This is a genomic window from Streptomyces sp. NPDC004031 (assembly GCF_053604375.1).
The window spans coordinates 86693-112343 of the sequence record NZ_JBSGHL010000018.1; the positions used below are offsets into that span (position 1 = coordinate 86693).

At 75.2% G+C, this 25651-nt stretch carries 20 protein-coding genes; 10 read left to right on the forward strand and 10 right to left on the reverse strand.

Features of this window, described 5'->3' with window-relative positions:
* Nucleotides 1-27: 27 nt before the first annotated feature.
* Entirely contained in the window at nt 28-561 is a 534-nt protein-coding gene (locus ACWERV_RS14435) for a GNAT family N-acetyltransferase (protein ID WP_031521623.1), read from the forward strand.
* 45 nt (nt 562-606) lie between these two features.
* On the opposite strand, the gene ACWERV_RS14440 is transcribed toward ACWERV_RS14435, so the two are convergent.
* From ACWERV_RS14440 to ACWERV_RS14450, 3 genes are read right to left on the reverse strand one after another with little or no spacing between them, the layout of a single operon-like run.
* The gene (locus ACWERV_RS14440) at nt 607-1557 is read right to left on the reverse strand and encodes an aminoglycoside phosphotransferase family protein (protein WP_452932727.1); all 951 of its coding nucleotides are present in this window, start codon (nt 1555-1557) and stop codon (nt 607-609) included.
* 50 nt (nt 1558-1607) lie between these two features.
* Nucleotides 1608-2027, reverse strand: a complete 420-nt coding sequence (locus ACWERV_RS14445) for a ferritin-like domain-containing protein (protein ID WP_398186614.1) — start codon at nt 2025-2027, stop codon at nt 1608-1610.
* An 11-nt stretch (nt 2028-2038) separates the two neighbouring features.
* Nucleotides 2039-2617: a hypothetical protein gene (locus tag ACWERV_RS14450; protein WP_452932729.1), complete on the reverse strand. Its 579-nt coding sequence runs from the start codon at nt 2615-2617 to the stop codon at nt 2039-2041.
* A 113-nt stretch (nt 2618-2730) separates the two neighbouring features.
* Here ACWERV_RS14450 and rimP point away from each other — a divergent pair, with 113 nt between their 5' ends.
* The 9 genes from rimP (at nt 2731) to ACWERV_RS14495 (ending at nt 15680) form a co-directional block, all read left to right on the forward strand.
* Nucleotides 2731-3321, forward strand: coding sequence for a ribosome maturation factor RimP (rimP, locus tag ACWERV_RS14455; RefSeq protein ID WP_452932731.1), 591 nt, complete (start codon nt 2731-2733; stop codon nt 3319-3321).
* A 2-nt stretch (nt 3322-3323) separates the two neighbouring features.
* On the forward strand, nt 3324-4355 hold the full coding sequence (gene nusA / locus ACWERV_RS14460) for a transcription termination factor NusA (protein WP_452932733.1): 1032 nt from the start codon (nt 3324-3326) through the stop codon (nt 4353-4355).
* Nucleotides 4356-4467: 112 nt separating this feature from the next.
* Nucleotides 4468-4749, forward strand: coding sequence for a YlxR family protein (locus tag ACWERV_RS14465; RefSeq protein WP_452932735.1), 282 nt, complete (start codon nt 4468-4470; stop codon nt 4747-4749).
* Nucleotides 4750-4911: 162 nt separating this feature from the next.
* Complete coding sequence (gene infB, locus ACWERV_RS14470) at nt 4912-8016, forward strand: translation initiation factor IF-2 (protein ID WP_452932737.1); 3105 nt, start codon at nt 4912-4914, stop codon at nt 8014-8016.
* Between the two features lie 76 nt (nt 8017-8092).
* Nucleotides 8093-8386 carry a DUF503 domain-containing protein gene (locus tag ACWERV_RS14475; RefSeq protein ID WP_452932739.1) on the forward strand — a complete coding sequence of 98 codons (294 nt, stop codon included), beginning with the start codon at nt 8093-8095 and terminating at the stop codon, nt 8384-8386.
* 105 nt (nt 8387-8491) lie between these two features.
* A complete protein-coding gene (gene rbfA / locus ACWERV_RS14480; RefSeq protein ID WP_398186597.1) occupies nt 8492-9025 on the forward strand; it encodes a 30S ribosome-binding factor RbfA in 534 nt (177 codons plus the stop codon).
* Nucleotides 9022-9924: a tRNA pseudouridine(55) synthase TruB gene (gene truB / locus ACWERV_RS14485; RefSeq protein WP_452932741.1), complete on the forward strand. Its 903-nt coding sequence runs from the start codon at nt 9022-9024 to the stop codon at nt 9922-9924. The genes rbfA and truB overlap by 4 nt, the downstream gene beginning before the upstream one ends.
* 443 nt (nt 9925-10367) lie before the next feature.
* Nucleotides 10368-14528 (forward strand): trypsin-like peptidase domain-containing protein, encoded by a 4161-nt coding sequence (locus ACWERV_RS14490; protein ID WP_452932743.1) that lies wholly within the window; start codon nt 10368-10370, stop codon nt 14526-14528.
* Nucleotides 14529-14693: 165 nt separating this feature from the next.
* Complete coding sequence (locus tag ACWERV_RS14495) at nt 14694-15680, forward strand: bifunctional riboflavin kinase/FAD synthetase (RefSeq protein WP_452932744.1); 987 nt, start codon at nt 14694-14696, stop codon at nt 15678-15680.
* An 18-nt stretch (nt 15681-15698) separates the two neighbouring features.
* On the opposite strand, the gene ACWERV_RS14500 is transcribed toward ACWERV_RS14495, so the two are convergent.
* The 7 genes from ACWERV_RS14500 to eccE all read right to left on the reverse strand — a co-directional run bounded on the left by ACWERV_RS14500 (nt 15699) and on the right by eccE (nt 25377).
* The gene (locus ACWERV_RS14500; protein ID WP_452932802.1) at nt 15699-16364 is read right to left on the reverse strand and encodes a response regulator; all 666 of its coding nucleotides are present in this window, start codon (nt 16362-16364) and stop codon (nt 15699-15701) included.
* A 71-nt stretch (nt 16365-16435) separates the two neighbouring features.
* The gene (locus tag ACWERV_RS14505) at nt 16436-17803 is read right to left on the reverse strand and encodes a sensor histidine kinase (RefSeq protein ID WP_452932746.1); all 1368 of its coding nucleotides are present in this window, start codon (nt 17801-17803) and stop codon (nt 16436-16438) included.
* A 10-nt stretch (nt 17804-17813) separates the two neighbouring features.
* The gene (locus ACWERV_RS14510; RefSeq protein ID WP_452932748.1) at nt 17814-18662 is read right to left on the reverse strand and encodes an ABC transporter permease subunit; all 849 of its coding nucleotides are present in this window, start codon (nt 18660-18662) and stop codon (nt 17814-17816) included.
* Nucleotides 18659-19588 carry an ATP-binding cassette domain-containing protein gene (locus tag ACWERV_RS14515; RefSeq protein WP_452932750.1) on the reverse strand — a complete coding sequence of 310 codons (930 nt, stop codon included), beginning with the start codon at nt 19586-19588 and terminating at the stop codon, nt 18659-18661. The genes ACWERV_RS14510 and ACWERV_RS14515 overlap by 4 nt, the downstream gene beginning before the upstream one ends.
* A gap of 276 nt (nt 19589-19864) precedes the next feature.
* Entirely contained in the window at nt 19865-23134 is a 3270-nt protein-coding gene (locus ACWERV_RS14520; RefSeq protein ID WP_452932752.1) for an SCO5717 family growth-regulating ATPase, read from the reverse strand.
* Between the two features lie 363 nt (nt 23135-23497).
* Entirely contained in the window at nt 23498-24277 is a 780-nt protein-coding gene (locus ACWERV_RS14525) for a hypothetical protein (protein WP_452932755.1), read from the reverse strand.
* Nucleotides 24274-25377, reverse strand: coding sequence for a type VII secretion protein EccE (gene eccE / locus ACWERV_RS14530; RefSeq protein ID WP_452932756.1), 1104 nt, complete (start codon nt 25375-25377; stop codon nt 24274-24276). Before eccE ends, ACWERV_RS14525 begins: the two co-directional genes overlap by 4 nt.
* Nucleotides 25378-25651: the final 274 nt, after the last annotated feature.

Consider the following 25651-nt stretch of genomic DNA (forward strand, 5'->3'; position numbering starts at 1 on the left):
CGGGACGGCGGGGTAGTCTCCGGGCCCATGGAGAACGTGGTGGTCGAGCCGGCCGATCTCGCCGCGCATGTCGACGAGGCCCTCGCCGTCCAGGCCGTCGCCTTCGGGCTCGGGCCCGAGGAGGTGGCCATCCGGCGGCAGATCGTGCTGCGGCACCTGGCCGACCCCGGCGCTCGCGCCCTGACCGCGCACACCCCCGGCGGCCGCATCGTCGGCTTCGTCTACGGACTGCCCAACGACCGCGGCCACTGGTGGTCCAGCGTCGTGCAGCCGTACCTGCGCCGGGAGGGCAACGACGGCTGGCTGGACGACTCCTTCGTGATCACCGAGCTGCACGTGCTCCCCGACTTCCAGGGCCGGGGCCTCGGCCGCGCCCTGATCACCGCGCTCACCGACGCCGCGAGCGAGCCGCGCAGCATCCTGTCGGCCATCGACGCCGACACCCCCGCCCGGCACCTCTACCACGCGCTCGGCTACCGCGACCTGGCCCGCCCGGTGCACTTTCCCAGCGCCGCCCGCCCGTACGCCGTGATGGGCGCCCCGCTGCCGCTGCTGCGCTGAGCCGTACGCGCACCTGTCGGCAGGTCCGGGCCCCCGGCCGTACCGCTAGAGCCAGCTCGCGAACTCCAGCAGCAGCTCGCCGTCCTCGCGCCCGCCGACGGACAAATACCACACGCCCGCCTCGACGGCGCGGAAGACGGACCAGCCGCGCAGCCGCTCCGCGTCCACCTCCAGGGCGTCGGCGAGCTTCGCGATCCGGCGCCGCGCGGTGCTGCGCGAACCCGGCTGCGCGGCGAGTGTCGACAGCCGGTCCCTGGCCAGCCACGCCAGGTCGAACGCCCGCTCCCCGACCAGCGGTTTGGGGTCGATGGCCAGCCACGGCACCCGCTCACCGGCCAGCACGTTGCCCTGGTGGTAGTCGCCGTGCAGCAGCACCGTCTCCACCTCGCCCGCGGAGCCCGCGAGTTCGGCCTGCGCCGCCAGCGCCTCGTCGATCAGCGGCGCCGCGTCGGCCGCCCAGGGCGCCTCGCGTCGGCCGCGCAGCAGCTCCGCCAGCTCGCCGGTCATCGCGGACACGACACGGAACGGGTGGTCCGCGGCGGGCGGCACCCACAGCCGCTGCAGCACCTCCTCGGCCTCCAGCAGCGCCTTGGCCTCGGCCAGTGAGCGCAGCGACACATCGGCCTGCAGCCGCTCCAGCAGCATCGCGCCCTCGTCCGGATCGGCCCGCAGCAGACGTACGGCGCCGCGCCCGTTCCAGTGCGCCAGCGCGGCGTGCTCGTGCTCGGTCTCCCGGTTGACCATGCCGACCTTGAGCACTGCCGGGTCGCCCTGCGCGGTGCGCACCAGCAGGATCATGCTGATCTGGCCGCCGGCCGCGACGACCCGCTCCACCGTCAGCTCCCAGCGGGTGAGCAGCCGGGCCACCCGGCCGGGCAGCTGCGCGAGCCACTCCCGGCCCGCCTCGCCCTCCCAGGCGGTGACCGTACGCACCAGCCGCTCCGGCGGCTGCGGGCCGTCGGCGGACGGCTGACTATGGTGCGCTGCTGAACCCATTCGCTCTGCCCTGCCCTCCGTGCGGCCCGTCGCTCGCCCGGCGGGCGCGGTCAGCCGCGTTCCGCCAGCCCCGGGAAGGCTACGCTGCCGCCGCGCCACCGTACGGCACGCACCGCCGCGTCTCGCATCGCCGATGCCGCGTCCTGCCGCAGGCCGCCCAGCGCGGTGCGCACCACGTCTCCGTAGGCACCCGCCACATGCTCCTCGATGGAGGCGGCGAGCCTGGCCGCGGATTCCGGCCCGGTCACCGCGAAGGGCAGCGTGTAGCCGGCCGGCTCGGCGGCGGGCCGGGCGCCGAGGTCGGTGACCGTGCGGACCAGGGCGTCGCGGCGCGCGCGGTGGGCGTCGTAGGCCTGCCGCGCGTCGTCCTGCCGGGAGCCGGTCAGATGGCCGCCGACGACGCCGTAGCCGTACACCGCGGCGTATTCGGCGGCCAGCGCCGCCTGCGCCGCGTCGATGACCGCGTTCACCGATCCACCCCTCAGCCCTCGTCCCCGTCGTCGCTCGCGGTTCCGTGCCCGCCCTTGCCGCTCTTGCCGTCCTGGTCGCCCTTGTCCGCCCTGACCGTTTCGGGGGCCTTGCCGCTCAGCAGCGCCGCGTGGCCCGCACCGCAGGCCGCGGCGGACGCCAGCAGCCGGGCCAGCCCGCCCGGCACGGTCAGCAGCGCGGCTGCCCTGGCGTCGGCGAGCTTGCGCTCGGCGGCCGCCAGCGCGGCCAGTGCCTTGGCGGGCGTGGCCGCCGTTGTGGCGGCGGGGGAAGCCGGGGCGGCGGGCAGGCGGCCGCCGAAGGCCTCGACGTGCCGGGCGACCTCGTCCCGCAGCGGGGCCAGCCGGGCGGTGAGCGAGGGGTGCGCCGCCACGGCGGCGTCGTACCGTCCCGCCAGTTCCACGCTGTCGCGCGCGGCCCCGGCCTGCTCCGCCGCGCCGGGCACGGCCGTGCGCCGCGCGCCGCCCTTGCCGTCGGCGCCGGTCGCGTCCGCCGAGCACCCGGTGCCGACCGCCGCGACCGCCGCCGCCATCACGCTCCGCCTGCTCAGCCGAGCCGCCGCCTCCGGGATCATGGAGGGAGTGTACGGGGGCCGAAGTGGCGCGGTGCGCCGCCCCGGCTCGGGTAGCCTTGCCTTTACACACGACCTTCCACCACAACAGCACACGCGGCCGAGGAGTCACCCGGATGAGCACCACCCAGAGCGAGAGGCTGCGCGCGCTGTTCGAGCCGCTCGTCGACAAATCGGGCCTCGAACTGGAGGAGGTCACGCTGAGTGCCTCCGGCCGTCGCCGCCAGCTGCTGGTCGTGGTGGATTCCGAGGAGGGCGTCCAGCTCGACGCGGTGGCCGAGATCAGCCGCTCGCTGTCGCAGGCGCTGGACGCCTCGGACGTGATGGGCCAGGCGGAGTACGTCCTGGAGGTCACCTCGCCGGGCACCGACCGGCCGCTGACCGAGCCCCGGCACTTCCGGCGCAACACCGGGCGGCTGGTGAAGCTGGCGCTCAAGGAGCGCGGCGAGCTGATCGCACGGATCATGGCGGTGGACGAGACGGGTCTCGACCTGGAGGTGCCGGGCGTCAAGGGCCGCAAGCCCAAGCCCGCCCGCGCGGACTTCGCGGAGATCGCGAAGGCCCGGGTCGAGGTCGAGTTCACCCGCCGTGACGGCGCGCCCGAGGACGCCGACGGCGACACGGACCTCGACGACGGCGACGACCTCGACAGCGACACCGATACCGATACCGACAGCGACATCGACGAGACGACCGAGGAGGCGTAGCCGTGGACATCGACATGAAGGCCCTGCGGGGTCTGGTGCAGGAGCGGCAGATCTCGTTCGACCTGCTGGTCGAGGCCATCGAGTCGGCGCTGCTGATCGCCTACCACCGCGAGCCCGGCAGCCACCGGCGCGCCCGGGTGGAGCTCGACCGCACCAGCGGACACGTGACGGTGTGGGCCACCGAGGAGCCGGACGAGGTCGCCGAGGGCGCCGAGCCCCGCGCCTTCGACGACACCCCCTCGGGCTTCGGCCGCATCGCCGCGTCGACCGCCAAGCAGGTGATCCTGCAGCGGCTGCGCGACGCCGAGGACGACGTGACGTTCGGCGAGTACGCCGGCCGCGAGGGCGACATCGTCACCGGTGTCGTCCAGCAGGGCAAGGACCCCAAGAACGTCCTGGTCGACATCGGCAAGCTGGAGGCCCTGCTGCCGGTGCAGGAGCAGGTCCCCGGCGAGGAGTACAAGCACGGCACCCGGCTGCGCACGTACGTCGTACGGGTGGCCAAGGGCGTCCGCGGGCCGCAGGTCACCCTGTCGCGCACGCACCCCAATCTGGTGAAGAAGCTCTTCGCGCTGGAGGTGCCGGAGATCGCCGACGGCTCGGTGACCATCGAGGCCATCGCGCGCGAGGCCGGCCACCGCACCAAGATCGCGGTCCGCTCGGCGCGCTCCGGGCTCAACGCCAAGGGCGCCTGCATCGGCCCGATGGGCGCCCGGGTGCGCGCGGTGATGGCCGAGCTGAACGGCGAGAAGATCGACATCGTCGACTGGTCGGACGACCCGGCCGAGATGGTGGCGAACGCGCTGTCACCCGCCCGGGTGTCCCGGGTCGAGGTGGTGGACGCGGGAGCCCGCTCCGCGCGGGTGACGGTGCCCGACTACCAGCTGTCCCTGGCCATCGGCAAGGAGGGCCAGAACGCGCGGCTCGCCGCCCGGCTCACCGGCTGGCGGATCGACATCCGTCCCGACACCGAGGGCACCGAGCAGTCGCCGTCCGGCGGCCAGTCACCGGTGCAGTCGCGTCCGGAAGGCTGAAACCCGCCCCTGCGCGGCCGGATCACGTGCTCCGCGGGGCGAACCAGAAACGAACAGCCGTACGTGGGCGTACTCGAAGGAGTGACGTCCGTGCGGGGAGGTAGACTAGAGAGTGTCTGGTCGGACGCTGTCGCCAGCATGCCCGGAGCGTACGTGCGTCGGGTGCCGTCAGCGAGCGGCCAAGAGCGAACTGCTGCGTGTGGTGAGGAACGGGGACGCGTGCGTCCCCGATCGTCGCGGTACGCTGCCCGGTCGGGGTGCGTATGTGCATCCCGCCCTTGCCTGCCTCGACCTGGCGGTACGCCGCCGGGCGTTCGGCCGGGCCTTCAAAAGCCCGGTGGCGCCCGACACCGCGGAAGTGCGCCGGTTTGTCGAGCAGCAGGCAGCCCCGTAAGAAGTGCAGTGAAGAAGTACGGCACGGGCCCGTCCCGTGCGATCAGGTACCTCGCGAGATGGAAGTAGGTCGAGATTGCGATGAGCACTCGATGAGTACGCGATGAGTACGCCCATGAAGTAGCGACGGTCCGGTGGACACCCCGGACCTAAAAGGAGCGATGTGGCTAAGGTCCGGGTCTACGAACTCGCCAAAGAGATGGGAGTCGAGAGCAAGGTCGTCATGGCCAAGCTCCAGGAACTCGGCGAATTCGTCCGTTCGGCGTCCTCGACCATCGAGGCACCGGTCGTCCGTAAACTGACCGACGCTTTCCAGGGACCGGGCGGCGGCAACGCCGGCAAGTCCGCTGCGAAGCCCTCGGCGCCGCGCAAGAGCGCGCCCGCCAAGCCGGCTGCCCCCACCCCGGGTGCGCCGGCCCGTCCTGCTGCCCCGGCGCCCAAGCCGGCCGGCGGCTCCACCCCCGCGGCCCCCGCCGCGCCGGCCGGCGGCTCCGCGCCGTCTTCCGGCCCGCGGCCCGGCCCCGGTGCGCCCAAGCCCGGCCCCGCCGCGCCGAAGCCCAGCCCCGCCGCCCCCGTGCCGGCCGCTGAGTTCCAGGCGCCGCCCGCCGCGCCCCCGGCGAACCAGAACCAGAACCAGCAGAGCCGTCCCGGCCCCACCCCCGGTCCGCGCCCGGCGCGTCCCGCACAGGGCGGCGGTCAGCGTGAGGGCGGCCAGCGTGACGGCCGTGACTCCGGTTCCCGTCCCGGCGGGCGTCCCGCGCCCGGTCAGGGCGGTGCCCCGCGTCCCGGCGCGCCGCGTCCCGCGGGCCCGCGTCCGGGCAACAACCCGTTCACGTCCGGCTCCACCGGCATGCCGCGCCCGGGTGGCGCGCCGCGTCCCGGCGGCGGCCAGGGCGGTGCCCCGCGTCCGGCAGGGCCCGGCGGCGGCGCCCCGCGTCCCGGCGGCGCTCCGCGTCCGGGTCCGGGCCAGGGTGCCCCGGGCGCCGGCGGTGCCCGTCCGAGTCCGGGCGGCATGCCCCGTCCGCAGGGTTCCGGCCCGCGCCCGAACCCGGGCATGATGCCGCAGCGTCCCGCCCCGTCCCCCGGCGGCCGTCCCGGCGGTCCCGGTGGCCGTCCCGGCGGTCCGGGCGGTCGTCCCGGTGGTCCGGGCGGTCGTCCCGGCGGTGGTGGCGGCGGCTTCGCCGGCCGTCCGGCCGGTCCCGGCAGCCGTCCCGGCGGTGGCGGCGGCGGCTTCGGCGGCCCGCGTCCCGGCGGCGGTGCCGGCGGTGGCGGTGGCGGCTTCGGCCCGCGTCCCGGCGGTTTCGGCGGGCGTCCCGGCGGCCCCGGCGGCCGTGGCGGCACACAGGGTGCGTTCGGACGCGGCCCGGGTGGACGCCCGGCGCGCGGCCGTAAGAGCAAGCGCCAGCGGCGCCAGGAGTACGAGGCCATGCAGGCCCCGTCCGTGGGCGGCGTGCTGCTGCCCCGCGGCAACGGCCAGACCGTGCGCCTGTCGCGCGGTGCCTCGCTCACCGACTTCGCCGAGAAGATCAACGCCAACCCGGCGTCGCTCGTCCAGGTGATGCTCAACCTCGGTGAGATGGTCACGGCCACCCAGTCGGTCTCGGACTCCACCCTGGAGCTGCTGGCCGGCGAGATGAACTACGTGCTGGAGATCGTCAGCCCGGAGGAGGAGGACCGCGAGCTGCTCGAATCCTTCTCCATCGAGTTCGGCGAGGACGAGGGCGGCGAGGAGATGCTCGTCTCCCGCCCGCCGGTGGTCACCGTCATGGGTCACGTCGACCACGGCAAGACCCGCCTGCTCGACGCGATCCGCAAGACCAACGTGGTCGCGGGCGAGGCCGGCGGCATCACCCAGCACATCGGTGCCTACCAGGTGGCCACCGACGTCAACGGCGAAGAGCGCGCGATCACCTTCATCGACACCCCGGGTCACGAGGCGTTCACCGCCATGCGTGCCCGTGGTGCGAAGTCCACCGACATCGCGATCCTGGTGGTCGCGGCCAACGACGGTGTGATGCCGCAGACGATCGAGGCGCTGAACCACGCCAAGGCGGCCGACGTGCCGATCGTGGTCGCGGTCAACAAGATCGACGTCGAGGGCGCCGACCCGACCAAGGTGCGCGGCCAGCTCACCGAGTTCGGTCTGGTGGCCGAGGAGTACGGCGGCGACACCATGTTCGTCGACATCTCCGCCAAGCAGGGTCTGAACATCGACAGCCTGCTGGAGGCCGTGATCCTCACCGCGGACGCCTCGCTCGACCTGCGGGCCAACCCGGAGCAGGACGCGCAGGGCATCGCGATCGAGGCCCACCTGGACAAGGGCCGCGGCGCCGTCGCGACCGTCCTGGTCCAGCGCGGCACGCTGCGGGTCGGCGACACGATGGTCGTGGGCGACGCCTACGGCCGGGTGCGCGCCATGCTCGACGACAAGGGCGAGAACGTGGACGAGGCGACTCCGTCGACCCCGGTCCTCGTCCTCGGTCTGACCAACGTGCCCGGCGCCGGCGACAACTTCCTGGTCGTCGACGAGGACCGCACCGCCCGGCAGATCGCCGAGAAGCGTGCGGCCCGCGAGCGCAACGTCCGCTTCGCCCGCAAGGGCGTGCGGTTCTCCCTGGAGAACCTGGACGAGGCCCTCAAGGCCGGTCTGGTGCAGGAACTCAACCTCATCATCAAGGGCGACGCGTCCGGTTCGGTCGAGGCCCTGGAGTCCTCGCTGCTCCAGCTCGACGTCGGCGAAGAGGTCGAGATCCGCGTGCTGCACCGCGGTGTGGGTGCGGTCACCGAGTCGGACATCGACCTGGCGACCGGCTCCGACGCCATCGTCATCGGCTTCAACGTCCGCGCGGCCGGCCGTGCCGCGCAGATGGCCGAACGCGAGGGCGTGGACGTCCGCTACTACTCGGTGATCTACCAGGCCATCGAGGAGATCGAGGCGGCCCTCAAGGGCATGCTCAAGCCGGAGTACGAGGAGGTCGAGCTCGGCACCGCGGAGATCCGCGAGGTCTTCCGCTCCTCCAAGCTCGGCAACATCGCCGGTGTGCTCGTGCGCTCCGGCGAGGTCAGGCGCAACACCAAGGCCCGACTGCTCCGCGACGGCAAGGTCATCGCCGAGAACCTCAACATCGAGGGCCTGCGCCGCTTCAAGGACGACGTCACCGAGATTCGTGAGGGTTACGAGGGCGGTATCAACCTCGGCAACTACAACGACATCAAGATCGACGACGTCATCGCGACGTACGAGATGCGCGAGAAGCCGCGCGGCTGACACGCGTCAGGGGCCGGGGTCCGTCGGCGGGGAAATCCCGTCGATGGCCCCGGCCGTCGCCTGTACCGTCGTAACCATGTATGCAGGCACATTGCGCTTCGACCTGCTCCTGGGTGACGTACGGTCCCTGAAGGAGAAGCGGTCGGTGGTCCGTCCGATCGTCGCCGAACTGCACCGCAAGTTCGGTGTGAGCGTGGCCGAGACCGGGGAGCAGGACCTCTACCGCAGGGCGGAGATAGGACTCGCGGTGGTGTCCGGGGACCTCGGGCACGTCAAGGACGTACTCGACCGGTGCGAACGCTGGATGTTCGACCGGCCCGAGGTGGACCTGCTGTCGACACGGCAGCGGATCCACGGCGACGACGACTGAGCGGGCGGGAGCCCGCCGCCCGGCCGGTGACGGCCCGGCGGCGGCCCCCCGCGCCGCCTCCCCGCCGCCGAGCACGACGAACCAGGACAGAGAGAGAAGAAGACGATGACCGACACCGCGCGGGCGCGCAAGCTGGCCGACCGCATCCGGGTCGTGGTCGCCGAGACCCTGCAGCGACGCATCAAGGACCCGCGGCTGGGCTACGTGACGATCACCGACACCCGGGTCACCGGCGACCTGCGGGAGGCGACGGTCTTCTACACGGTCTACGGCGACGACGAGGAGCGGGCGGCCTCCGCCGCGGCCCTGGAGAGCGCCAAGGGCGTCCTGCGGTCCGAGGTCGGACGGCAGACCGGGGTGCGCTTCACGCCCACCCTGGCCTTCGTGGCCGACGCCCTGCCGGACAACGCGCGCACAATCGACGACCTGCTCGCCAAGGCGCGGGCGGCCGACGAGGAGGTCCGCAAGACCGCCACGGACGCGCAGTACGCCGGGGACGCCGACCCGTACCGCAAGCCCGCGGACACCGACGCGGACCTCGACGACGCGGACCTCGACGACGCGGAAGAGGACGGGCCCGACGACGACTCGGCGGCCCCGCAGGACAAGGGCACCGAGGGCGGTACGTCGCAGGCATGACGCGTCCCACCGCCCCCTCCGGGCTCGTCGTCGTCGACAAGCCCGGCGGGCTCACCTCGCACGGCGTGGTCTCCCGCGTGCGCCGGTTCGCCGGCACCCGCCGGGTCGGCCACGCCGGCACGCTCGACCCCATGGCGACCGGTGTGCTGATCGTCGGCGTCGAGAAGGCCACCCGGCTGCTCGGCCACCTCGCGCTGACCGAGAAGGAGTACCGGGCCACCATCCGGCTCGGCCGGAACACCGTCACCGACGACGCGGAGGGCGAGGTCACCGACTCCGCGCCGCCCGCGGCCGTCGCCGCGGTCACCCGGGAGGCCCTCGACGCGGGCATCGCCGCGCTCACCGGGCCCATCCAGCAGGTGCCGTCGAAGGTCAGCGCGATCAAGGTCAACGGCGTCCGGTCCTATACCCGGGTCCGGGAGGGCGAGGAGTTCGAGCTCGCGGCCCGCCCGGTGACCGTGCACTCCTTCACCGTCCAGGACGTACGGCCCGGTGCGCCGGACGAGGGCGTCCTCGACCTGGACGTCACGGTGGTCTGCTCGTCCGGTACGTACATCCGCGCGCTGGCCCGCGACCTGGGAGCAGGCCTCGGCGTCGGCGGGCACCTCACGGCGCTGCGCCGCACGCGGGTCGGCCCCTACGACCTGACCGGCGCGCGCACCCTCGACGAGCTGGCCGACGACTTCGGCGTCCTCCCCCTGGAGGACGCCGCGGCCGCGGCCTTCCCCCGCTGGGACGTCGATCCCGACCAGGCGCAGCTCCTTTCCCACGGCGTCCGCATCGCCGTCCCCGACCTGCCCCCCGGCCCGACCGCCGCTTTCGCGCCCGACGGCCGCCTGCTGGCCCTCGTCGAACCCCACGAGGGCCAGGCCCGCATCCTCGCGGGCTTCCCCTCCTGAGGTTCCCGCCCCGGGCTGCCCCTTGCGGCTGTGCCGCGGCCGTCCGCGGGTGGGGGTTGCGCGCGCCGTTCCCCGCGCCCCTTTCGCCTCGGGCTGCCCCTTGCGGTAGTGCCGCGACCTTCCGCGGGCGGGGGCTTGTCGCGCAGTTCCCCGCGCCCCTGATGCGTCACGCCCTCCGCAGGGGCAGCGCCTCGCAGGGGCGCGGGGAACTGCGCGCGCAACCCCCACCGGCGGACGGCCGCGGCACAGCCGCGAGCGGCATCCCGGAGCGTCCGGCGGCGGAACGAGCAAGCAGCAGCCCCCCGAATGGCGGAGCGCGCGGCGCGAAACCGCGGCGCACAGGTGGCGTAACCCCCCTCGAAGTGTCGTCCGGCGACACATCGCGCCGTACCGTCGAAGCGGGACGAACGGGGCACGGCGGCACGGGGGGAGGCGACGTCCGGATGACAGTGACAGCGGCGGCAGCGAAGAACGGCGGACCGGACTCCGCCCTGATCCGCGTCTGCGACCTCGCGGGCCGCCCCCGCGGCACCGGCTTCCTCGCCGACGCCGACGGCACGATGGTGACCAGCCACGAGGCCGTCGACGGCCTCGCCCGCCTCGTCCTGCACGCCCCCGGCGGCCGGCTCTGCCTGGCGGAGTCCGCCGCGATCACCCCGCTGCCCGAGCAGGGCCTCGCGCTGGTGGCCACCGAGGGCCTGGGCGTGCCGCCGCTCCCCGTGGCGGTGGGCGGCCCCGCCCACCCCGAGCGGCGGATACGGGTCCGGCTGCCGCACCGCACGGACGGCGCGGTCATCGGCGCGGCCGCGGTGACCTACACCGCGACCGACCGCTTCCACCTGATCGAGGACGTCTACGAACTCGCCCTGGACGGCGCGGACATGAGCCGGGTCGCGCCGCAGGCCTCGGGCGCGCCGGTGATCGACGCGGCGACCGGCGCGGTGCTCGGCGTCGTCGCGACGGCGCTGCACACCGGCCACCGGGCGGCGGGCTTCGCGCTGCCGCTGCGCCGCGCGGGCGCCCCGCCCGCCCTCGCCGAGCTGCTGGACCGCAACGCCGCGACCGTTCCCGGCTACGGTCCGCACCTCAACCTCGCCGGGGCCCTGCAGCTCACCGCGACCTCGGTCGGCACCGCGACCGGCCCGGGGGAGTGGCGCGAGCCCGTCGCGCGGCCCGACGTGGCCGTCGTGCTCCGGGACTTCCTCACGCTCGGCGACGACGCCCCGCTGGTGCTGGGCCTGGTCGGCGAGCCGGGCAGCGGCCGCTCCACGGAGCTGGCCCGGCTCGCCGCCCGCCGGGCCCGCGGCCCGCTGCCCGCACCGACCGTGTGGCTGCGCGGCGCGGAACTGCGGCCCGCGGACGGCGGGGTGCGGGACGCGGTGGAGCGCTCGCTGCGCACCGCCGCCCGGATCGTCGGGGCCGGGGCGTCCGGCGAGCCGCCGTACGCCTCGCCGGACGCGGTCGCGGCGCTGGCCAGGGCCGCGGGCCGGCCGCTGCTGGTCCTGCTGGACGCGCCCGAGGAGATGCCGCCGGTCCTGGCGCACGCGCTCGCCGACTGGGCGGCGGGCACCGCCGACTGGCTGCGCGCGGGGAACACGCGGCTGGTCGTCGCCTGCCGCCCGGAGTTCTGGGACCGCGCCGGGCGGCTGCTCCCGCCCGCGCTGCTGTACGGGCCGCCGGGCCCGCCGCACGCGCACGACGCCCCCGCACTGCCCGCGTGCCTGCGGCTCGGCGACCTGGACGGCCCGCAGGCCGCGGCCGCGCGGCTGCGCTACGGCGTGCCCGAGGGCGCGCTGGGCGAGGCCGACGCAGCGCACCCGCTCACGCTGCGCCTGCTGTCCGAGGTGCGCGCCGCCCTGCCGGAGGACACCGGCGGCAGCCCCTCGCGGGCAGAGGTCTTCGCCGCGTACCTGGACCTGGTGTGCCTGCGCGTCGCGGTACGGCTCGCGGCCGCCGCCGAGCCCCCGGTGCGGGGCGGCGGGGTGCGGCGGCTGGCCGCGCGGGTCGCCGGGCAGGTCCACGAGGCCGCCCGGCGCTGCCTCGGCCCAGGCCAGGGCGAACTGGACCGCGAGGCCTTCGAGGAGCTCTTCCCGTGGCGCACCGGCTGGGCCTCGGCCGTGCTGACCGAGGGCCTGCTCGTGCCCGCGGGCGCGGGCTACCGCTTCGCCCACGAGGAGGCCGCCGACTGGCTCCAGGCCCTGCACCTGGACCTGGACGCGGCCCTGCACGCCCTGGTGCACCGCTGGTTCGCGCTTCCCCCCGCGGCTGCCGCCGAAGCACCGGTCCGGCTGCCGTCCCGCCCGGCGGCCCGCGCGGGGCAACTGCCGCCGGTGCCGCCCGCCCCGCCGGTCGCGCCGCCGTCGGCGCCCCGCTCCCTGCCCGTCCCGCGGCACCGTGCGGGCCCGGTGGTGCAGGGGCTGCTGGCGGCTCCGCCGGAAGCGCTCCGCCGGCATCTGACCGGCCTGCTCCGCGCACTGGACCGGCGGACCCCGCCGCCCACCCGCTGCGCGCCGCGCAAGCCCGCGCCGCCGCCTCCTCCCGCTCCCGGACTCGATCTGGACCTGTACGCGGACACCGTCCCCGACCCGCGCTCGCCGCACCCCGTCCTTCCCGCGGCCCCCGCGCCCCCTGCGGCCTCCTCCGCCCCCGGGATCCCCGTGCCTCCGGCCGGTCTGCCCGGATGGCTGGCCCGGGGCATCGAGGAACGCCCGCCGACCCGTCCGGGACGGCGCGCGCCGCGTGGCGGCCGCGCGCAGGAGCCGCCGCCCTGGCCCGGCTGGGGCGCGACGGGCGGCCCGGCGGGAGGGGTGTGGGAGCTGCCGCACGGCGGACCTGCCGCGTCCGCGGCGGGCGGTACGGCCCTCCCGGCCGGTGACGGTACGACCCGCAGCGGGTCGGGCACGGCGGCCTGGCGGCCCGCAGGCCGCGGAAGACCGGGAGCCCGCCCGACCGCCGGGTCCGCGCAGGCGTGGCGGCAGGACGGCGAGCCGGGCGGGTGGCCGGAGGAGGTGGCTCCCGCCGGGCGGGTGGCCGCGCCGGGCCCCGCCGAACGGCAGGACGACGCCCTGTGGTGGGCGGCGCATCTGCTGCGTGAGGTGCTGCTGCGGCTGCCGGACGCCGCGGTGTGCCTCGGCGTGCTGCGCGACCTGGCCGCGCGCGTCGCGGTCCGCGCCGTCGAGCGCGGCGGCTTCACCCCGGAGGGCATGGGCGCACTCGGCGACTTCGGGCCGTGGTTCTGGCGCCGGGTACGGCTGCCGCTCGCCGAGCGCCTCGACCTGCTGCGCCTGCTGCTCCCCGCGGACGGGCCGCCGGGTGCCCCGCCCGGCGGCCCGTCGGGTGGCTTGCCGGGTGGCCGGGCAGGTGGCGGCGCTTCCGGTGGCCCGGACCGCGCCGACCGTTTCCTGACCGCCGTGGCCGGCCTGCTGTGCGCGGCGCCCGCCGCGGTGCTGCCCGTCGTGTGCGGCTGGTTCGACGACGACCGCCCGCTCCAGGCGCCGCCGGGCATGCCGGGACCGCGGCTGACCGTGGCATCGGCCGCGCAGGCCCTGCTGCACACCCACCGGGGGCTCGCCGTCGACGACCTGACCGAGGCCCTGGTCGCCGCCGCACACCCCTGTGCGGACGAGCTGCTCGCCGCGCTCGCCGAGGACGAGCCCTCGGCGGTGTGCCGCGCCGTGGACCGCTGGGCGCACGATCCGCGCCCCGTACGCCACGCGGCGGCGGCCGCGTACGGGCCCCGCACCGCGCTCGCCGTCCGCTCCGGCGCCGACCGGGAACTGCTGCGCTACGCCGCGCTCGCCCTCCTGTCCCGGCCCGGCGACGCCTCGCTGCACGGCGCCGCGCTGGGCATGCTGGTCCGGGACCCGGCCACCCGCGGCCGCCATCTGCCCGCCGCGCTCGACCGCTTCGCCGCCGCCGACCCGCGGCTGCCCGCCGCCGCACTGGCCGCGGCCCTGCCGACCCACCCCGAGCCCGTACTCGCCGCCTTCCGGACCCGGCTGCGGGCCGCGTCGCCCGGCCGCGACGAGGCGGACCTCCTCGCGGAGCTGGCCGCCGTGACCGAACCGGCGCTCGCACGCCGGACGGCCGCGCTGGTCCAGGACCATCTGCGGTACCGCCCCTCGGGCGCGGCGGGGGCCGCCCGCTTCCTGGACGTGCGGCTCGAACAGGGCCCCGGCGTCCGGTCGGTCGTGCTGCCGCTGACCACCGCGCTGCTGCGGGACCACCCCGCCCCCGTCCGCGGCGCCCTGATGGCCGTTCTGGCCGCGCCGGGGAGCCATCTGTCCCGCCCGCTGCGGCAGGAACTGCTGGACGTCGCGCTGGAGACCGAACGTGACCCCGACGTGCTCGACGCGCTCCTCACCGCCGCGGCGGACGGCGCGGGCCGCAGGCCACCGCCGCTCACCCACGACCTGGTCCGCCGGGTCGCGCTGCTGCTCGGCCGCACCCCGGAGGGCGCCGCGCACTTCGACCGCCGCGTCGTCGAACTGGCCGCCACGGCCCCCGATTTCGCGCGGCTCCTGCTGACCTGGCTGACGGACACGGCCATCTGGGACCCGCTGCTCGGCCCCAGCGCCCGCCGCCGCCTCGCCCGCACCCCGTGACCCGCCGGGCGGCGGACGGCCGTCCTGCGCGGACCGCCGGGCGGATGTGCGCCGAATCGCGGACCGCCGTCCAGGGGGGACGCGCGCCTGCGGGCACCGGCATGGCAGTCTTGGCCTTGCAGAAAAGTGAGAGTCAGTGATTCAGCGAGGAAGCGGAGCGTCAAGGTGCAGCGCTGGCGGGGATTGGACGACGTTCCCGGTGACTGGGGGCGCTGCGTCGTCACCATCGGTTCCTACGACGGAGTCCACCGCGGCCATCAGCTGATCATGGGCCGTGCGGTGCAGCGGGCGCGCGAGCTGGGGCTTCCCTCGGTGGTCGTGACCTTCGACCCGCACCCGAGCGAGGTCGTCCGGCCGGGCAGCCACCCGCCGCTGCTCTCCGCGCACCACCACCGCGCCGAGCTGGTCGCCGCCCTGGGCGTGGACGCCCTGCTGATCCTTCCCTTCACCAGCGAGTTCTCCCAGCTGTCGCCGAGCGACTTCATCCGCACGGTCCTGGTGGACGGCCTGCACGCCCGCCATGTCGTGGAGGGCCCCAACTTCCGCTTCGGCCACAAGGCGGCCGGCGACGTGGAGTTCCTCTCCGCGCTGGGCCTCAAGTACGACTACGAGCTGGAGGTCGTCGACCTGTTCGTGCGCGGCGAGGCCGGCGGCGGCGAACCCTTCTCCTCGTCCCTCACCCGGCGGCTCATCGGTGCGGGCGACGTCGAGGGCGCCGCGGAGGTGCTGGGCCGTCCGCACCGCGTGGAGGGCGTCGTCGTCCGGGGCGCGCAGCGCGGCCGCGACCTCGGCTACCCGACGGCCAACGTCGAGACGCTGCCGCACACCGCGATCCCCGCCGACGGCGTCTACGCGGGCTGGTTGCGGGTCGGCGACGAAGCCATGCCCGCCGCGATCTCGGTCGGCACCAACCCGACCTTCGACGGCACCGCCCGGACCGTCGAGGCCTACGCCATCGACCGCGTCGACCTGGACCTCTACGGGCTGCACGTCGCCGTCGACTTCCTCACCTACCTGCGGGGCATGGAGAAGTTCGACACGATCGAGGCGCTGCTGGAACGGATGGCGGACGACGTGAAGCGGGCCCGCGACCTCGTCACCGCCGCCGACCAGGCCGGAGCCCCCGCCGCGCAGGGCCCCCTCCCCGCCTGACGGCACCGCGCCCGCGGCTCAGGCCGGGTGGACCAGCCGCGACTCGTACGCGAAGACCACCGCCTGGACCCGGTCACGCAGCTCCAGCTTGACCAGGATCCGGCTGAAGTGCGTCTTCACCGTGGCCTCCGCCAGATGCAACGACGCCGCGATCTCGGTGTTGGACAGGCCCCGGCCGACCTCCACCAGCACCTCGCGCTCCCGGGCCGTGAGCCGCGACAGCCGCTCGGCGCTCTCCTGCCCCTCCGCTCCACCCGGCGCGGGCAGCTGGTGGGCGAAGTGCTCCAGCAGCCGCCGGGTGATCCGCGGCGCCACCACCGCGTCACCCGCGGCCACCGAGCGGATCGCGGTCAGCAGCTCCTCGGGCAGCGCGTTCTTCAGCAGGAAGCCGGACGCTCCCGCGCGCAGCCCGGCGAACGCGTACTCGTCCAGGTCGAAGGTCGTCAGGATCAGCACCCGCGACTGCGGGCAGCTCTCGACGATCCTCGCCGTCGCCTCGATCCCGTCCGTACCCGGCATCCGCACGTCCATCAGCACCACGTCCGGACGCAACTGCCGCGCCATCCGCACCGCCTGCGCCCCGTCGCCGGCCTCGCCCACCGCGGCCATGTCGGCCTGCGCGTCGAGCACCATGGTGAAGGCCATGCGCAGCAACGGCTCGTCGTCCACCAGCAGCACCCGGATCGCCGGGGCCGCCTGTACCGCCCCGGGGGAAGCCGTCCCCTGCCGAGCGGTCGCCGGTGCTGATTCTGCGGTCACAACTCCTCCGGATTCGTCAGGGTGAGAACGGCCGCCACCTGCCAGCCACCGCCAGGCAGCGGCCCAGCCGTGAGCCGCCCGCCGTACGCGGCCGCACGCTCCCGCATCCCGTGCAGCCCGTGCCCCGCGGGCCGCCCCGGGTCGGGTACGGGCCCCGCGCCCGCGCCGTCGTCGGTCACCGTCACGGTCACCTCCTCCGGAGTGCAGCCGATCCGCACATCCGCCCGGGTCTTCGCGGGGGCGTGCTTGAGCGTATTGGTCAGTGCCTCCTGCACCAGCCGGTAGACCGTCAGCTGAGCCGCCGCCGGAACCGGTGCCGGATCACCCGTCACACTCAGCCGGGTCGGCAGCCCCGCCGCCCGCACCTGCTCCACCAGCGCCGGGAGCCGGCCGATACCCGGCATCGGGTGCCGCAGTGCGTCGGGCTCGTCGGCCCGCAGCACTCCGAGGAAGCGTCGCATGTCGGTGATCGCCTGCCGTCCGGTCGCCGACACCTGCCGCATCGCGGCCGTCGCCCGCTCCGGCGACTGCTGCTGCGCGAAGGCCGCACCGTCCGCGAGCGCCACCATGACCGACAGGTTGTGGGTCACGATGTCGTGCATCTCCCGGGCGATCCGGGCCCGCTCCCCGGCCACGGCCAGCTGCGCCTGCTGGTCCCGCTCCCGCTCCAACCGCACCGCCCGGTCCTCCAACGCCGCAAGCCGGTCCCGCCTGCTGCGCATGTTCAGCCCGAGCACCATCGCCGCGGTGGCCATCGCCGACAGCGACACGAACGTCCCCGTGCCCCGGTCGTGCACCGACCACCGCAGAGTGGCCAGCAGGATGCCGAGCTCCAGCAGGCCGAAGGCCAGCAGCGTACGGCGCCGGGTGCTGTAGGCGGCCACCGCGTAGAGGGCCAGCAGCAGCGTGATGTCGGTCGGGATCCGCACATCGCACGCCCACTGGACGAAGGCCGCTCCCGCGATGCAGCAGAACACCGTCATCGGAGCGCGCCGCCGCCGGACCAGCGGCAGTACCAGGGCGGCATGCAGCGGCAGGAGCAGCGCCGGCCGGTCGCCGATGGGTACGCGCAGCGCCGCCACGGTGACCATGAACAGCCCCGTCGCCAGTACCGCGTCCACCGCCGTGGGCGACAACCGCAGCCACGTTCCGACCCACGCGTAGCCCTCCCGGGCCACGCGCTCCGCCCGCACTCTCGCCCGTCCCAGGGCCTCCTCGCCCCGACGCCACAGCCGCCCCGAGGCCGCGGGCGAACCGCCGTCCGGCGACAGCGCCCCCGGCAACCCCGGCCCCCGTACCGCCGCGCCCGGCCCCTCCGCCCTCCCCGGCGTCGTACCGCCGGGAATCTGCGGTGCCACCGTCACGGCGCCGCCCTCATACGTCGCGCCGCCGCAGCAGCACCGCGGCAGCCGCGAGCGCCACCAGCGCGTACAGGCAGAACACCGCGAATCCCGTCCACGGCGCCAGCGTATGCGCCTCACGGTGCAGGGTGAGAACGGACTGGCCCGCGTTGCTCGGCAGCCACTGGTCGATGTGGTTGGCCCACGAGGTGGGAAGCGCCTCCGCGAGGACCGGTACCACCAGCAGCAGGCCGAACACCGTGGCTATGCCGCCAGCCGTGTTCCTGATGAGAGCGCCTATCGCCAGCCCGAGCAGCCCCACGACGGTCAGATACAGCCCGACGCCCATCACCTGGCGCAGCTCCCCGGGGGCGCCCAACGACGTCTGCACATGCTGGGAGGACAGCAGGGCCTGCCCGACCGCGAAGGCGAGGAACGCGCCCGCCGTCATCAGCCCCCACACGACCACCGCGTAGAGCGCGGCCTTCGCCCACAGCACGGGGAGTCGGCGCGGCACCGCCGTGAGCGACGCCCGGATCGTCCCCGTCGCGTACTCCCCGCTGACCATCAGCACCCCCAGCACGCCCACCGCGAGCTGTGCCAGGAAGAACCCGCGCAGGCTGGTGATGCCGGGCTCGAAGCTCGCCCGTTCCCGCGCGCTCATGTGATCCCAGTGGCCCGCGGTGAAGGCCGCGAACAGCGCCCCGAGCCCGACGAGCGCCACCACGGCGGCTATCAGGGTGAAGAACGTGGAGCGAAGACTGCGCATCTTGATCCACTCGGAGTGCAGCACCCGAAACTGGGTCACTTCGCCGCGCCCGCCGGTCGTCAGGACCGGGGGAGGAAAGCCGCCCGTCACGGCCGTGCCCGTCGTCGTACTCATGCCGGCTGTCCTTCCCGCTCGTGTGCCGGGGCGGCCTGGTACTCGACCGCCTCCCGCGTCATCTCCATGAACGCGTCCTCCAAAGACGCCTGGCGAGGTGTCAGTTCGGCCAGGGCGATCCCGGCGTCCGCCGCCGTGCGGCCGATCCGGTCGCTGCTCAGACCTGTGACCTCCAGGACGTCGCGCTCGGTGGCGCTCACCGATATGTCCGGTCCCGCGAGCAGGCCCCGCAGCCGCGCCGCCTCGTCCGTCCGCACCCGTACGGTGCCGCCCGCCGCCGTGACGAACTCCGCCACCGACACGTCGGCCATCAGCCGGCCCCGGCCGATCACGATCAGATGCTCCGCCGTCAGCGCCATCTCCGACATCAGATGCGAGGAGAGCAGGACCGTCCGGCCTTCTGCGGCAAGCCCCTTGAGCAGGTTTCGGATCCACAGGATCCCCTCGGGATCCAGGCCGTTCACCGGCTCGTCCAGCACCAGCGTCGCCGGATCACCGAGCAGCGCGCTGGCGATACCGAGCCGCTGGCCCATGCCCAGGGAGAATCCGCCCGCCCGCTTGCGCGCGACGTCGCGCAGGCCGACGATGTCGACCACCTCGTCCACCCTGCGACGGGAGATTCCGGTCGTCGCGGCGAGCGCCAGCAGGTGGTTGTACGCGCTGCGGCCGGTGTGGACCGCGCGCGCCTCCAGCATCGCGCCGACCTCGTGCAGCGGCGCCCGGTGCTCCGCGTACCGCTTGCCGTTGACCGTCGCCCATCCCGAACTCGGCGCGTCGAGCCCGAGGATCATGCGCATCGTGGTCGACTTGCCCGCCCCGTTCGGCCCGAGGAAACCCGTCACGGCACCCGGGCGGACGGTGAAGCTGAGGTCGGACACGGCGGTGCGCTCACCGTAGCGTTTGGTCAGTGCGTGGGCCTCGATCATGACTGGTCCTCGTGAGGTGCGCGGTACGGACGATCAGGATGTCCCTATCGTCCGTTCTCGCCGACCCCGTCCGCGACGGACCACGGGCGGATTCTTCCCCCGCGCCACTGCATCCCCGGGGGGACCCGGCGTACGACCGCCGGGGTATTCCGACCCCGAGAACCCGTACACGCCAAGGGCCGTCGCCGTGGGTGTCCACGGCGACGGCCCGATGACCGCGTGAGCTGCGCGCAGCCGGCCCGGCCCGGCCTGCTCCGGCTGGGCGGCCCGCGGCCGCTACTGCTGAGGGGGAGGCGGCGGGTAGCCGTACCCCTGCTCGGCGCCCTGCTGCGGCGCCGGCCAGCCCTGCTGCGGCTGGGGTGCCTGCGGCTGAGGCGACTGCGGCTGGAACGGCGCGGCCGGCGGCTGGCCCGCGGGACCGGGCGGCGGATACCCCTGCGGAGCCTGCGCGGGAGCCCCGTACTGCGCGGGCGGGAACTGACCGGGCGGCATCGGGGGCTGGCCGTACGGCTGCTGCGGCTGCGCGGGCGGGACGGGCTGTCCCGCTTGACCCGGCTGTCCCGGCGGCGGGTAGCCGGCCGGCGCTCCGGCGTAGGGCGCGGCCCCGTACTGGCCGGGCATCGGCGGTGCGAGCTGCGGCGGCTGGCTCTGGCCGTCACCCGTCCACAGCCCCTGCGCCTGCTGCGCTCGGGCGAAGTCCTCGGCGACCATCGCCGAGAGGTGGAAGTAGGCCTCCCGGGTCTTGGGTCGCATCATGTCCAGGTCCACCTCGGCACCGGCCGCCAGGTGTTCGTCGAACGGCACCACCTGCACACCGCGGCAGCGGGTCCGGAAGTGCGCCACGATGTCCTCGACCTTGATCATCTTGCCGGTCTCGCGCACCCCCGAGATCACCGTGATGCTGCGCGCCACCAGGTCGGCGTAGCCGTGCGCCGACAGCCAGTCCAGCGTCGTACTGGCACTCGAGGCACCGTCGACCGACGGCGTCGACACGATGATCAGCTGGTCGGCCAGGTCGAGCACCCCGCGCATGGCGCTGTAGAGCAGGCCGGTGCCCGAGTCGGTGAGGATCACCGGATACTGCCGGCCCAGCACGTCGATCGCCCGGCGGTAGTCCTCGTCGCTGAAGGCCGTCGACACCGCCGGATCCACGTCGTTGGCGATGATCTCCAGCCCGGAGGGCGCCTGCGAGGTGAAGCGGCGGATGTCCATGTAGCTGTTGAGATACGGGATCGCCTGCACCAGGTCGCGGATCGTCGCGCCGGTCTCCCGGCGCACGCGGCGGCCGAGCGTGCCCGCGTCCGGATTCGCGTCGATCGCCAGGATCTTGTCCTGCCGCTCGCTCGCGAGCGTCGCCCCGAGCGCCGTCGTGGTCGTCGTCTTCCCGACGCCGCCCTTGAGGCTGATCACCGCTATCCGGTAGCACGACAGCACCGGGGTACGGATCAGCTCCAGCTTGCGCTGCCGCTCCGCTTCCTCTTTCTTGCCGCCGAGCTTGAAACGGCTCGGCTGCGCGTTGGCCCCGGGCTTCCGCGGCTTGGGCTGGTTGCGCAGCAGACGGTCGGACGACAGCTCGACGGCCGCGGTGTAGCCCAGCGGGGCCCCGCCCTGCGCGGTGCGCTGCCGCTGATCCGGCGTCACCGTCGGCCAGCCGCCGGACCGCGGGTCCACCGGACCTGCGGGAGGAGGAGCGGGCTGCTGCGCCTGAGGCTGGCCGAAGGCGTGCGCCTGTGGCTGCCCCGCGGGGTCGTTCTGCTGCCGCGGATCCGGTACGGGAGCGGGCACGGGGCCCGGTGCCGGGATCTGGCCCTGCGGCGGCACAGGTCCCGGCGCCGGGAACTGTCCGGGAACCTGCCCCGGGACGGCCGCCGGCCCCTGCGGCGCGGCATAAGGAGCCGGGAGGTTCTGCGCGGGAGGCTGCTGCGGGAATCCGTAACCGCCCTGCGCGGGCAGCGGAGGCAGCGGTCCCGCCGCCTCCGGCTCGGCCGCCGCGCCCTGCGCGTGCGCCGGGTGCTGGGCCGGCGGGAATCCGTAACCGCCCTGCGGCGGCACCGCCGGTCCGGCGTCCACGGGCGCGGGCGCGGGCTGCTGCGGCAGCCCTGTCGGCACCACGCCCTGACCCTGCGCGGCGGGCGGGAAGCCGTAGCCGCCCTGGGGGCCGGGCTGCGCCGGAACGGGCAGGTGCGGGGCCTGCTGCGGGAAGCCGTAGCCGCTCTGCGGGGCGGGCTCGACCACGGCGGGGGCCGGGGCGGGCTCGGGAGCAGGCGGAGCCGGGGCAGGAGCGGGCGCGGGCAGGTTCTGCGCGGGCTGCGGCAAGCCGTAACCGCTCTGTGCCTCGGGCTGGGCCGGGGCGGGCGGCACGGGTGCGGGGTAGCCCTGACCCGGGTACGGGACGGGAGCCGCGGGCCCCGGCGCGGGATAGGCGGCAGGCCCTTGCGGTGGCGGGTAGGCGGCGGCCGGCCCCTGCGGCGGGGGATACGCGGCGGCGGGTCCCTGCGGCGGTGCGGTCTGCGGGGGCACAACCTGCGGGGGTGTGCTCTGCGGCGGTGCGCTCTGTGGCACAGACGGGGCGGCGGGCTCCGGGAAGGCCTGCGAGGACTCCGGCGTGGGCGGCTGCGGCTCCGCACGTTCGAAGTGCGGCGGCAGCGGCGGCATCGCGCTCTGCGGACCGGGCGGGGACCAGGGCGCGGGTTCCGCCACAGGCGGCTGGGGCAGCGGAGTCCAGACGGGCACGTGAGGTCGCGCGTCCTCCGGCTCGGGTGCGGCGGCGGGCGGCGCCGGGGCCTCCCGCCGGGTGTCCTCGGGCTCGGGTGCGGGAGCGGCCGCGGGCGGCTCGGGCACGGCGTCCTCCGGCTCTCCCGTCGGGCGCGGCGGCCCGAGCGGACCCGCCTGCCCCACGTCCTCGATCCGCACCCCGGCACGCTCCTCGATCTCCTGGCGCAGGGCCGCCGCGGAGAACCGCACGGTGGCGCGGCCCCCCGGCTCCTCCGGCCCTGCTTCCTCCCCCTGCCCCTGCGCCGTGAACGGCGCGGGCGCTGCCTCTTCTTCCGCTTCCGGCGCGGTCTCCGCAGCGGGTTCCGCTTCCGCCGGGTCGGGCGCGGTCACCTGCACCGAGACCACCGACGTGACCGGGATCCCGGACCAGACCGGCTGCTCGGCCGGGTCGGTGGACACGGCCGGCAACGGTACGGCGGTGGCCGACCAGGATCCGGCACCGGCCAACGCGGTGGGGCCCGAGGCGGATTCCTGTGGAGCGCGCGGCGGCAGCGGTTCCCAGACCGGCGCCCGCGGGGCCTCTTCCACCGCTTCCACCGCGGATGGGCCGGATTCCGGTACCCCGGCCTCGGGGCCGGGCGACGCCGGGGCCGCGGGCGCGACGGGCCCGGCCTCCTCCGGCTCCTCCTCGTCCGCGCCCCCGCTGCCGTTCTGCATGTACCAGGCCGGCGGGGTGAAATCGAAGCGGTATTCGCCCGTCACGTCGCCTTCGGCCGGTGCGTCGACAGGGGCGGCCCCGCCCGCGCGGTTGTCGTCCCGATCGCTGTTCACTGTGCCTCCCGGTCTGCGTCGGGGAGTTGCCCCGTAGCTCTCCCCGCCCCGTACGCCGCAGGGCGAGGCCCTCCGCCGCTTCCTGCCGCTCTCGACGGACAGCCTAATCGCCGGGGTACGTCCGTTGTCAGGCCGTCTTGTTCCGGCTTCCGCTCGTCCCCGCAGGAGGGCCCGGTGGCAGGCGGGCGGACGCTGCGGGGATCCGTCGGCCCCTGCGCCGAGGTGTTTCCCTCGCTCGGTATATACCCGCGCCGCGGGACATTGCCGCGTTCTCCGGGGCCCGTTCCCCGCCACCGTGGGAGACCGCTGTGCGGGGGCGTGCGGTTCCGCCTTGGGGCGTGTTCCCCGGCGGAGGGGGTTCGTTCAGTCGATACGCCGGGCCTCACCCAGCAACTGCGACTCGTCGGGGGCCGGCACCAGTCGCGCGAACCGCCGGTGCTGTGTGGTGCACCACAGCACGGCGTCGTCGTCGAGACCGGGAAGCGCCGCTGTCTGCTGCGGGTCCAACCGCAGCGTGCCGGCCAGGACTTCCGCTTCCTGCGGCGAGACTCGCTGGACGCCCACCAGTTCCGCCCCGGCCGTCAGGCCGCCCGCCTGCGGGCCGAGGAACGGCAGCAGGGTCAGCGCTGCCTGCCAGGGCGCCCGCGCGAGCGTGCTCGGCGGTGGCTGTGCCCCGCAGTCCCGGACGACGAGGACAGGGCTCCGCAACCCCGGCTCCTGGTGCGGGACTTCCCCCACGCCGTACACCGCGAGGCGCCACCGCCCCTCCACGGCCCCTGACGCCAGGGGCGCCCAGAGCCGCGGGCGGGCTGACTCCACGGCGACCTCCGCCCCCGCCTCGACGGCGCGGACGGCAAGCAGTTGCGCCGTCCACACGCTGCCGATCACCACGGCGTCCAGCGGGGTGGGCCGGAACAGGCCGAGGACCATGGGGTCGCCCGCCGTGTCCGTCCCGGCCAGGACGCCGTCGTCACCGAGCGGCAGCGACAGGCCCGTCAGCCTGGATCTCGACCAGGTCTCGGCAGTGCGCCGCGGACCCGGCAGGCCGAGGCCCGGCCGCGCAGTGCGGAGCGCCCACGCCCCTTCCGAGGCGGCCGACTGCGGATCGCCCGCTGTCCGGCCGGTCCGTCCCGGGGCCGTCACCGGGTGCCGCCCAGGGGCATCGTGGCCAGCAGGCCCGGAACCTGCTCGTGGTCCAGCCGCGCGGGCTCCACCCCGTGCCGATCCGCCGTGCTCTCCAACGCGTCGCAGGCCGCCACGAGTTCGGCGTCGGTGTCGGCCGTGAGCCGCAGGAATCCGCGGACCGTCGGCGCCCCTCCCGGCCCGCGGGCCAGTGCCAGTGCGAAGGTGCACGCCGTTGCCGGCACCGCCGTGAGAGCGGTGACCGCCTGTGCGGCGGCGGGGGCGTTGCCCAGCGCGTACGTGGTGTGCCGACGGCCGTCGCAATGCCACGCGCGGCTGTGCTCCGTCCCTCTGCGCCACCCCGTGCCCGAGGGGCGAGCCTCCGCCGCACCGAGGCATGCCGAGGCGGCGAGCGCCGCGATCAGTTTCTCCTCGTCCAGCACCGCCGTGTCGAAGCCCTCGCCCACCAGACGGCTGGCCAGATGGTCCGCCGCCCGCAGCACGGCGCGCTGGGCGCCGCCCACCCCGCCGCCCCGGGCCAGAACCGCCGCCGGGCACAGGTGCGGGTCCAGTCTCAACGCCACCCAAGTGACGCGGGTCGCACGTATTCCATGGTGCGGCAGGCCGGCATCCGGCGACGGTGCCCGCGGTGCCGGACGCGGGGCCGGAACCGCGCGTACGTGCCGGACCACCTGCACCGAGGCCAGCAGCACATCCTCGACCTCCAAGGCGTCGAGGAGCGGCCCCAGCGGCAACGGCCGTGCGGCGCGCAGGAGCGCGTCGTCCGCCCGCACCATCAGCACCGCCGTCAGGAACGTACCGTCGCCCACCATCCCGACGCGGCGCCCGCCGCGTCCGGCGAAGACGTACGTCCGCAGCGCGGGCGCGCAAGCGCCGAGCGGTGCCAGCGCCAGGCCGAGCAACCCCACCGGGTCCGTCGCCGCCTGCTGCTGCCTCCGGCGCATCGCCAGCACGGCGGCCGACCGCTCGGGCAACGGCAGACCCCGGTGGTGCACGGTCGCCGCGGCCACCAGAACCGCGGCCACCACTACCGCCGACGTCAGACCGAGCAGACCCGGCGCCGTCCTCCCGGCGACCGCGCCGACCAGGACCAGGGCCACTGCAACCTCCAGCAGCACAAGGCGCCACAGCCCCGGCACGCCGGTTCGCCCGGCGCGCGGCTTCGGACGCGCGGGAGGAGCCGCGGTCGCCTCGCCGCCACGACGCGATGCCGTATCCGTAAGCATCATCAACACCCCCTTTTCTGCCGCACCCTGACTTTCCCTCACGGTAGCGGCACCATCTGACATTCGGCACATCCGGCATAGTGAGGGTGGATCCCGCCCATAGGGCGACGCGCGCCGGATGCCGTCGCAGCGGACACCACCCCGGGGG

What these genes read in the sequence shown, in the direction of transcription:
- ACWERV_RS14435 (WP_031521623.1), top strand. Translation starts at nt 28, where the DNA reads ATGGAGAACGTGGTGGTCGAGCCGGCCGATCTCGCCGCGCATGTCGAC.
- ACWERV_RS14440 (WP_452932727.1), bottom strand. Translation starts at nt 1,557, where the DNA reads ATGGGTTCAGCAGCGCACCATAGTCAGCCGTCCGCCGACGGCCCGCAG.
- ACWERV_RS14450 (WP_452932729.1), bottom strand. Translation starts at nt 2,617, where the DNA reads ATGATCCCGGAGGCGGCGGCTCGGCTGAGCAGGCGGAGCGTGATGGCG.
- rimP (WP_452932731.1), top strand. Translation starts at nt 2,731, where the DNA reads ATGAGCACCACCCAGAGCGAGAGGCTGCGCGCGCTGTTCGAGCCGCTC.
- ACWERV_RS14475 (WP_452932739.1), top strand. Translation starts at nt 8,093, where the DNA reads ATGTATGCAGGCACATTGCGCTTCGACCTGCTCCTGGGTGACGTACGG.
- rbfA (WP_398186597.1), top strand. Translation starts at nt 8,492, where the DNA reads ATGACCGACACCGCGCGGGCGCGCAAGCTGGCCGACCGCATCCGGGTC.
- truB (WP_452932741.1), top strand. Translation starts at nt 9,022, where the DNA reads ATGACGCGTCCCACCGCCCCCTCCGGGCTCGTCGTCGTCGACAAGCCC.
- ACWERV_RS14490 (WP_452932743.1), top strand. Translation starts at nt 10,368, where the DNA reads ATGACAGTGACAGCGGCGGCAGCGAAGAACGGCGGACCGGACTCCGCC.
- ACWERV_RS14510 (WP_452932748.1), bottom strand. Translation starts at nt 18,662, where the DNA reads ATGAGTACGACGACGGGCACGGCCGTGACGGGCGGCTTTCCTCCCCCG.
- ACWERV_RS14515 (WP_452932750.1), bottom strand. Translation starts at nt 19,588, where the DNA reads ATGATCGAGGCCCACGCACTGACCAAACGCTACGGTGAGCGCACCGCC.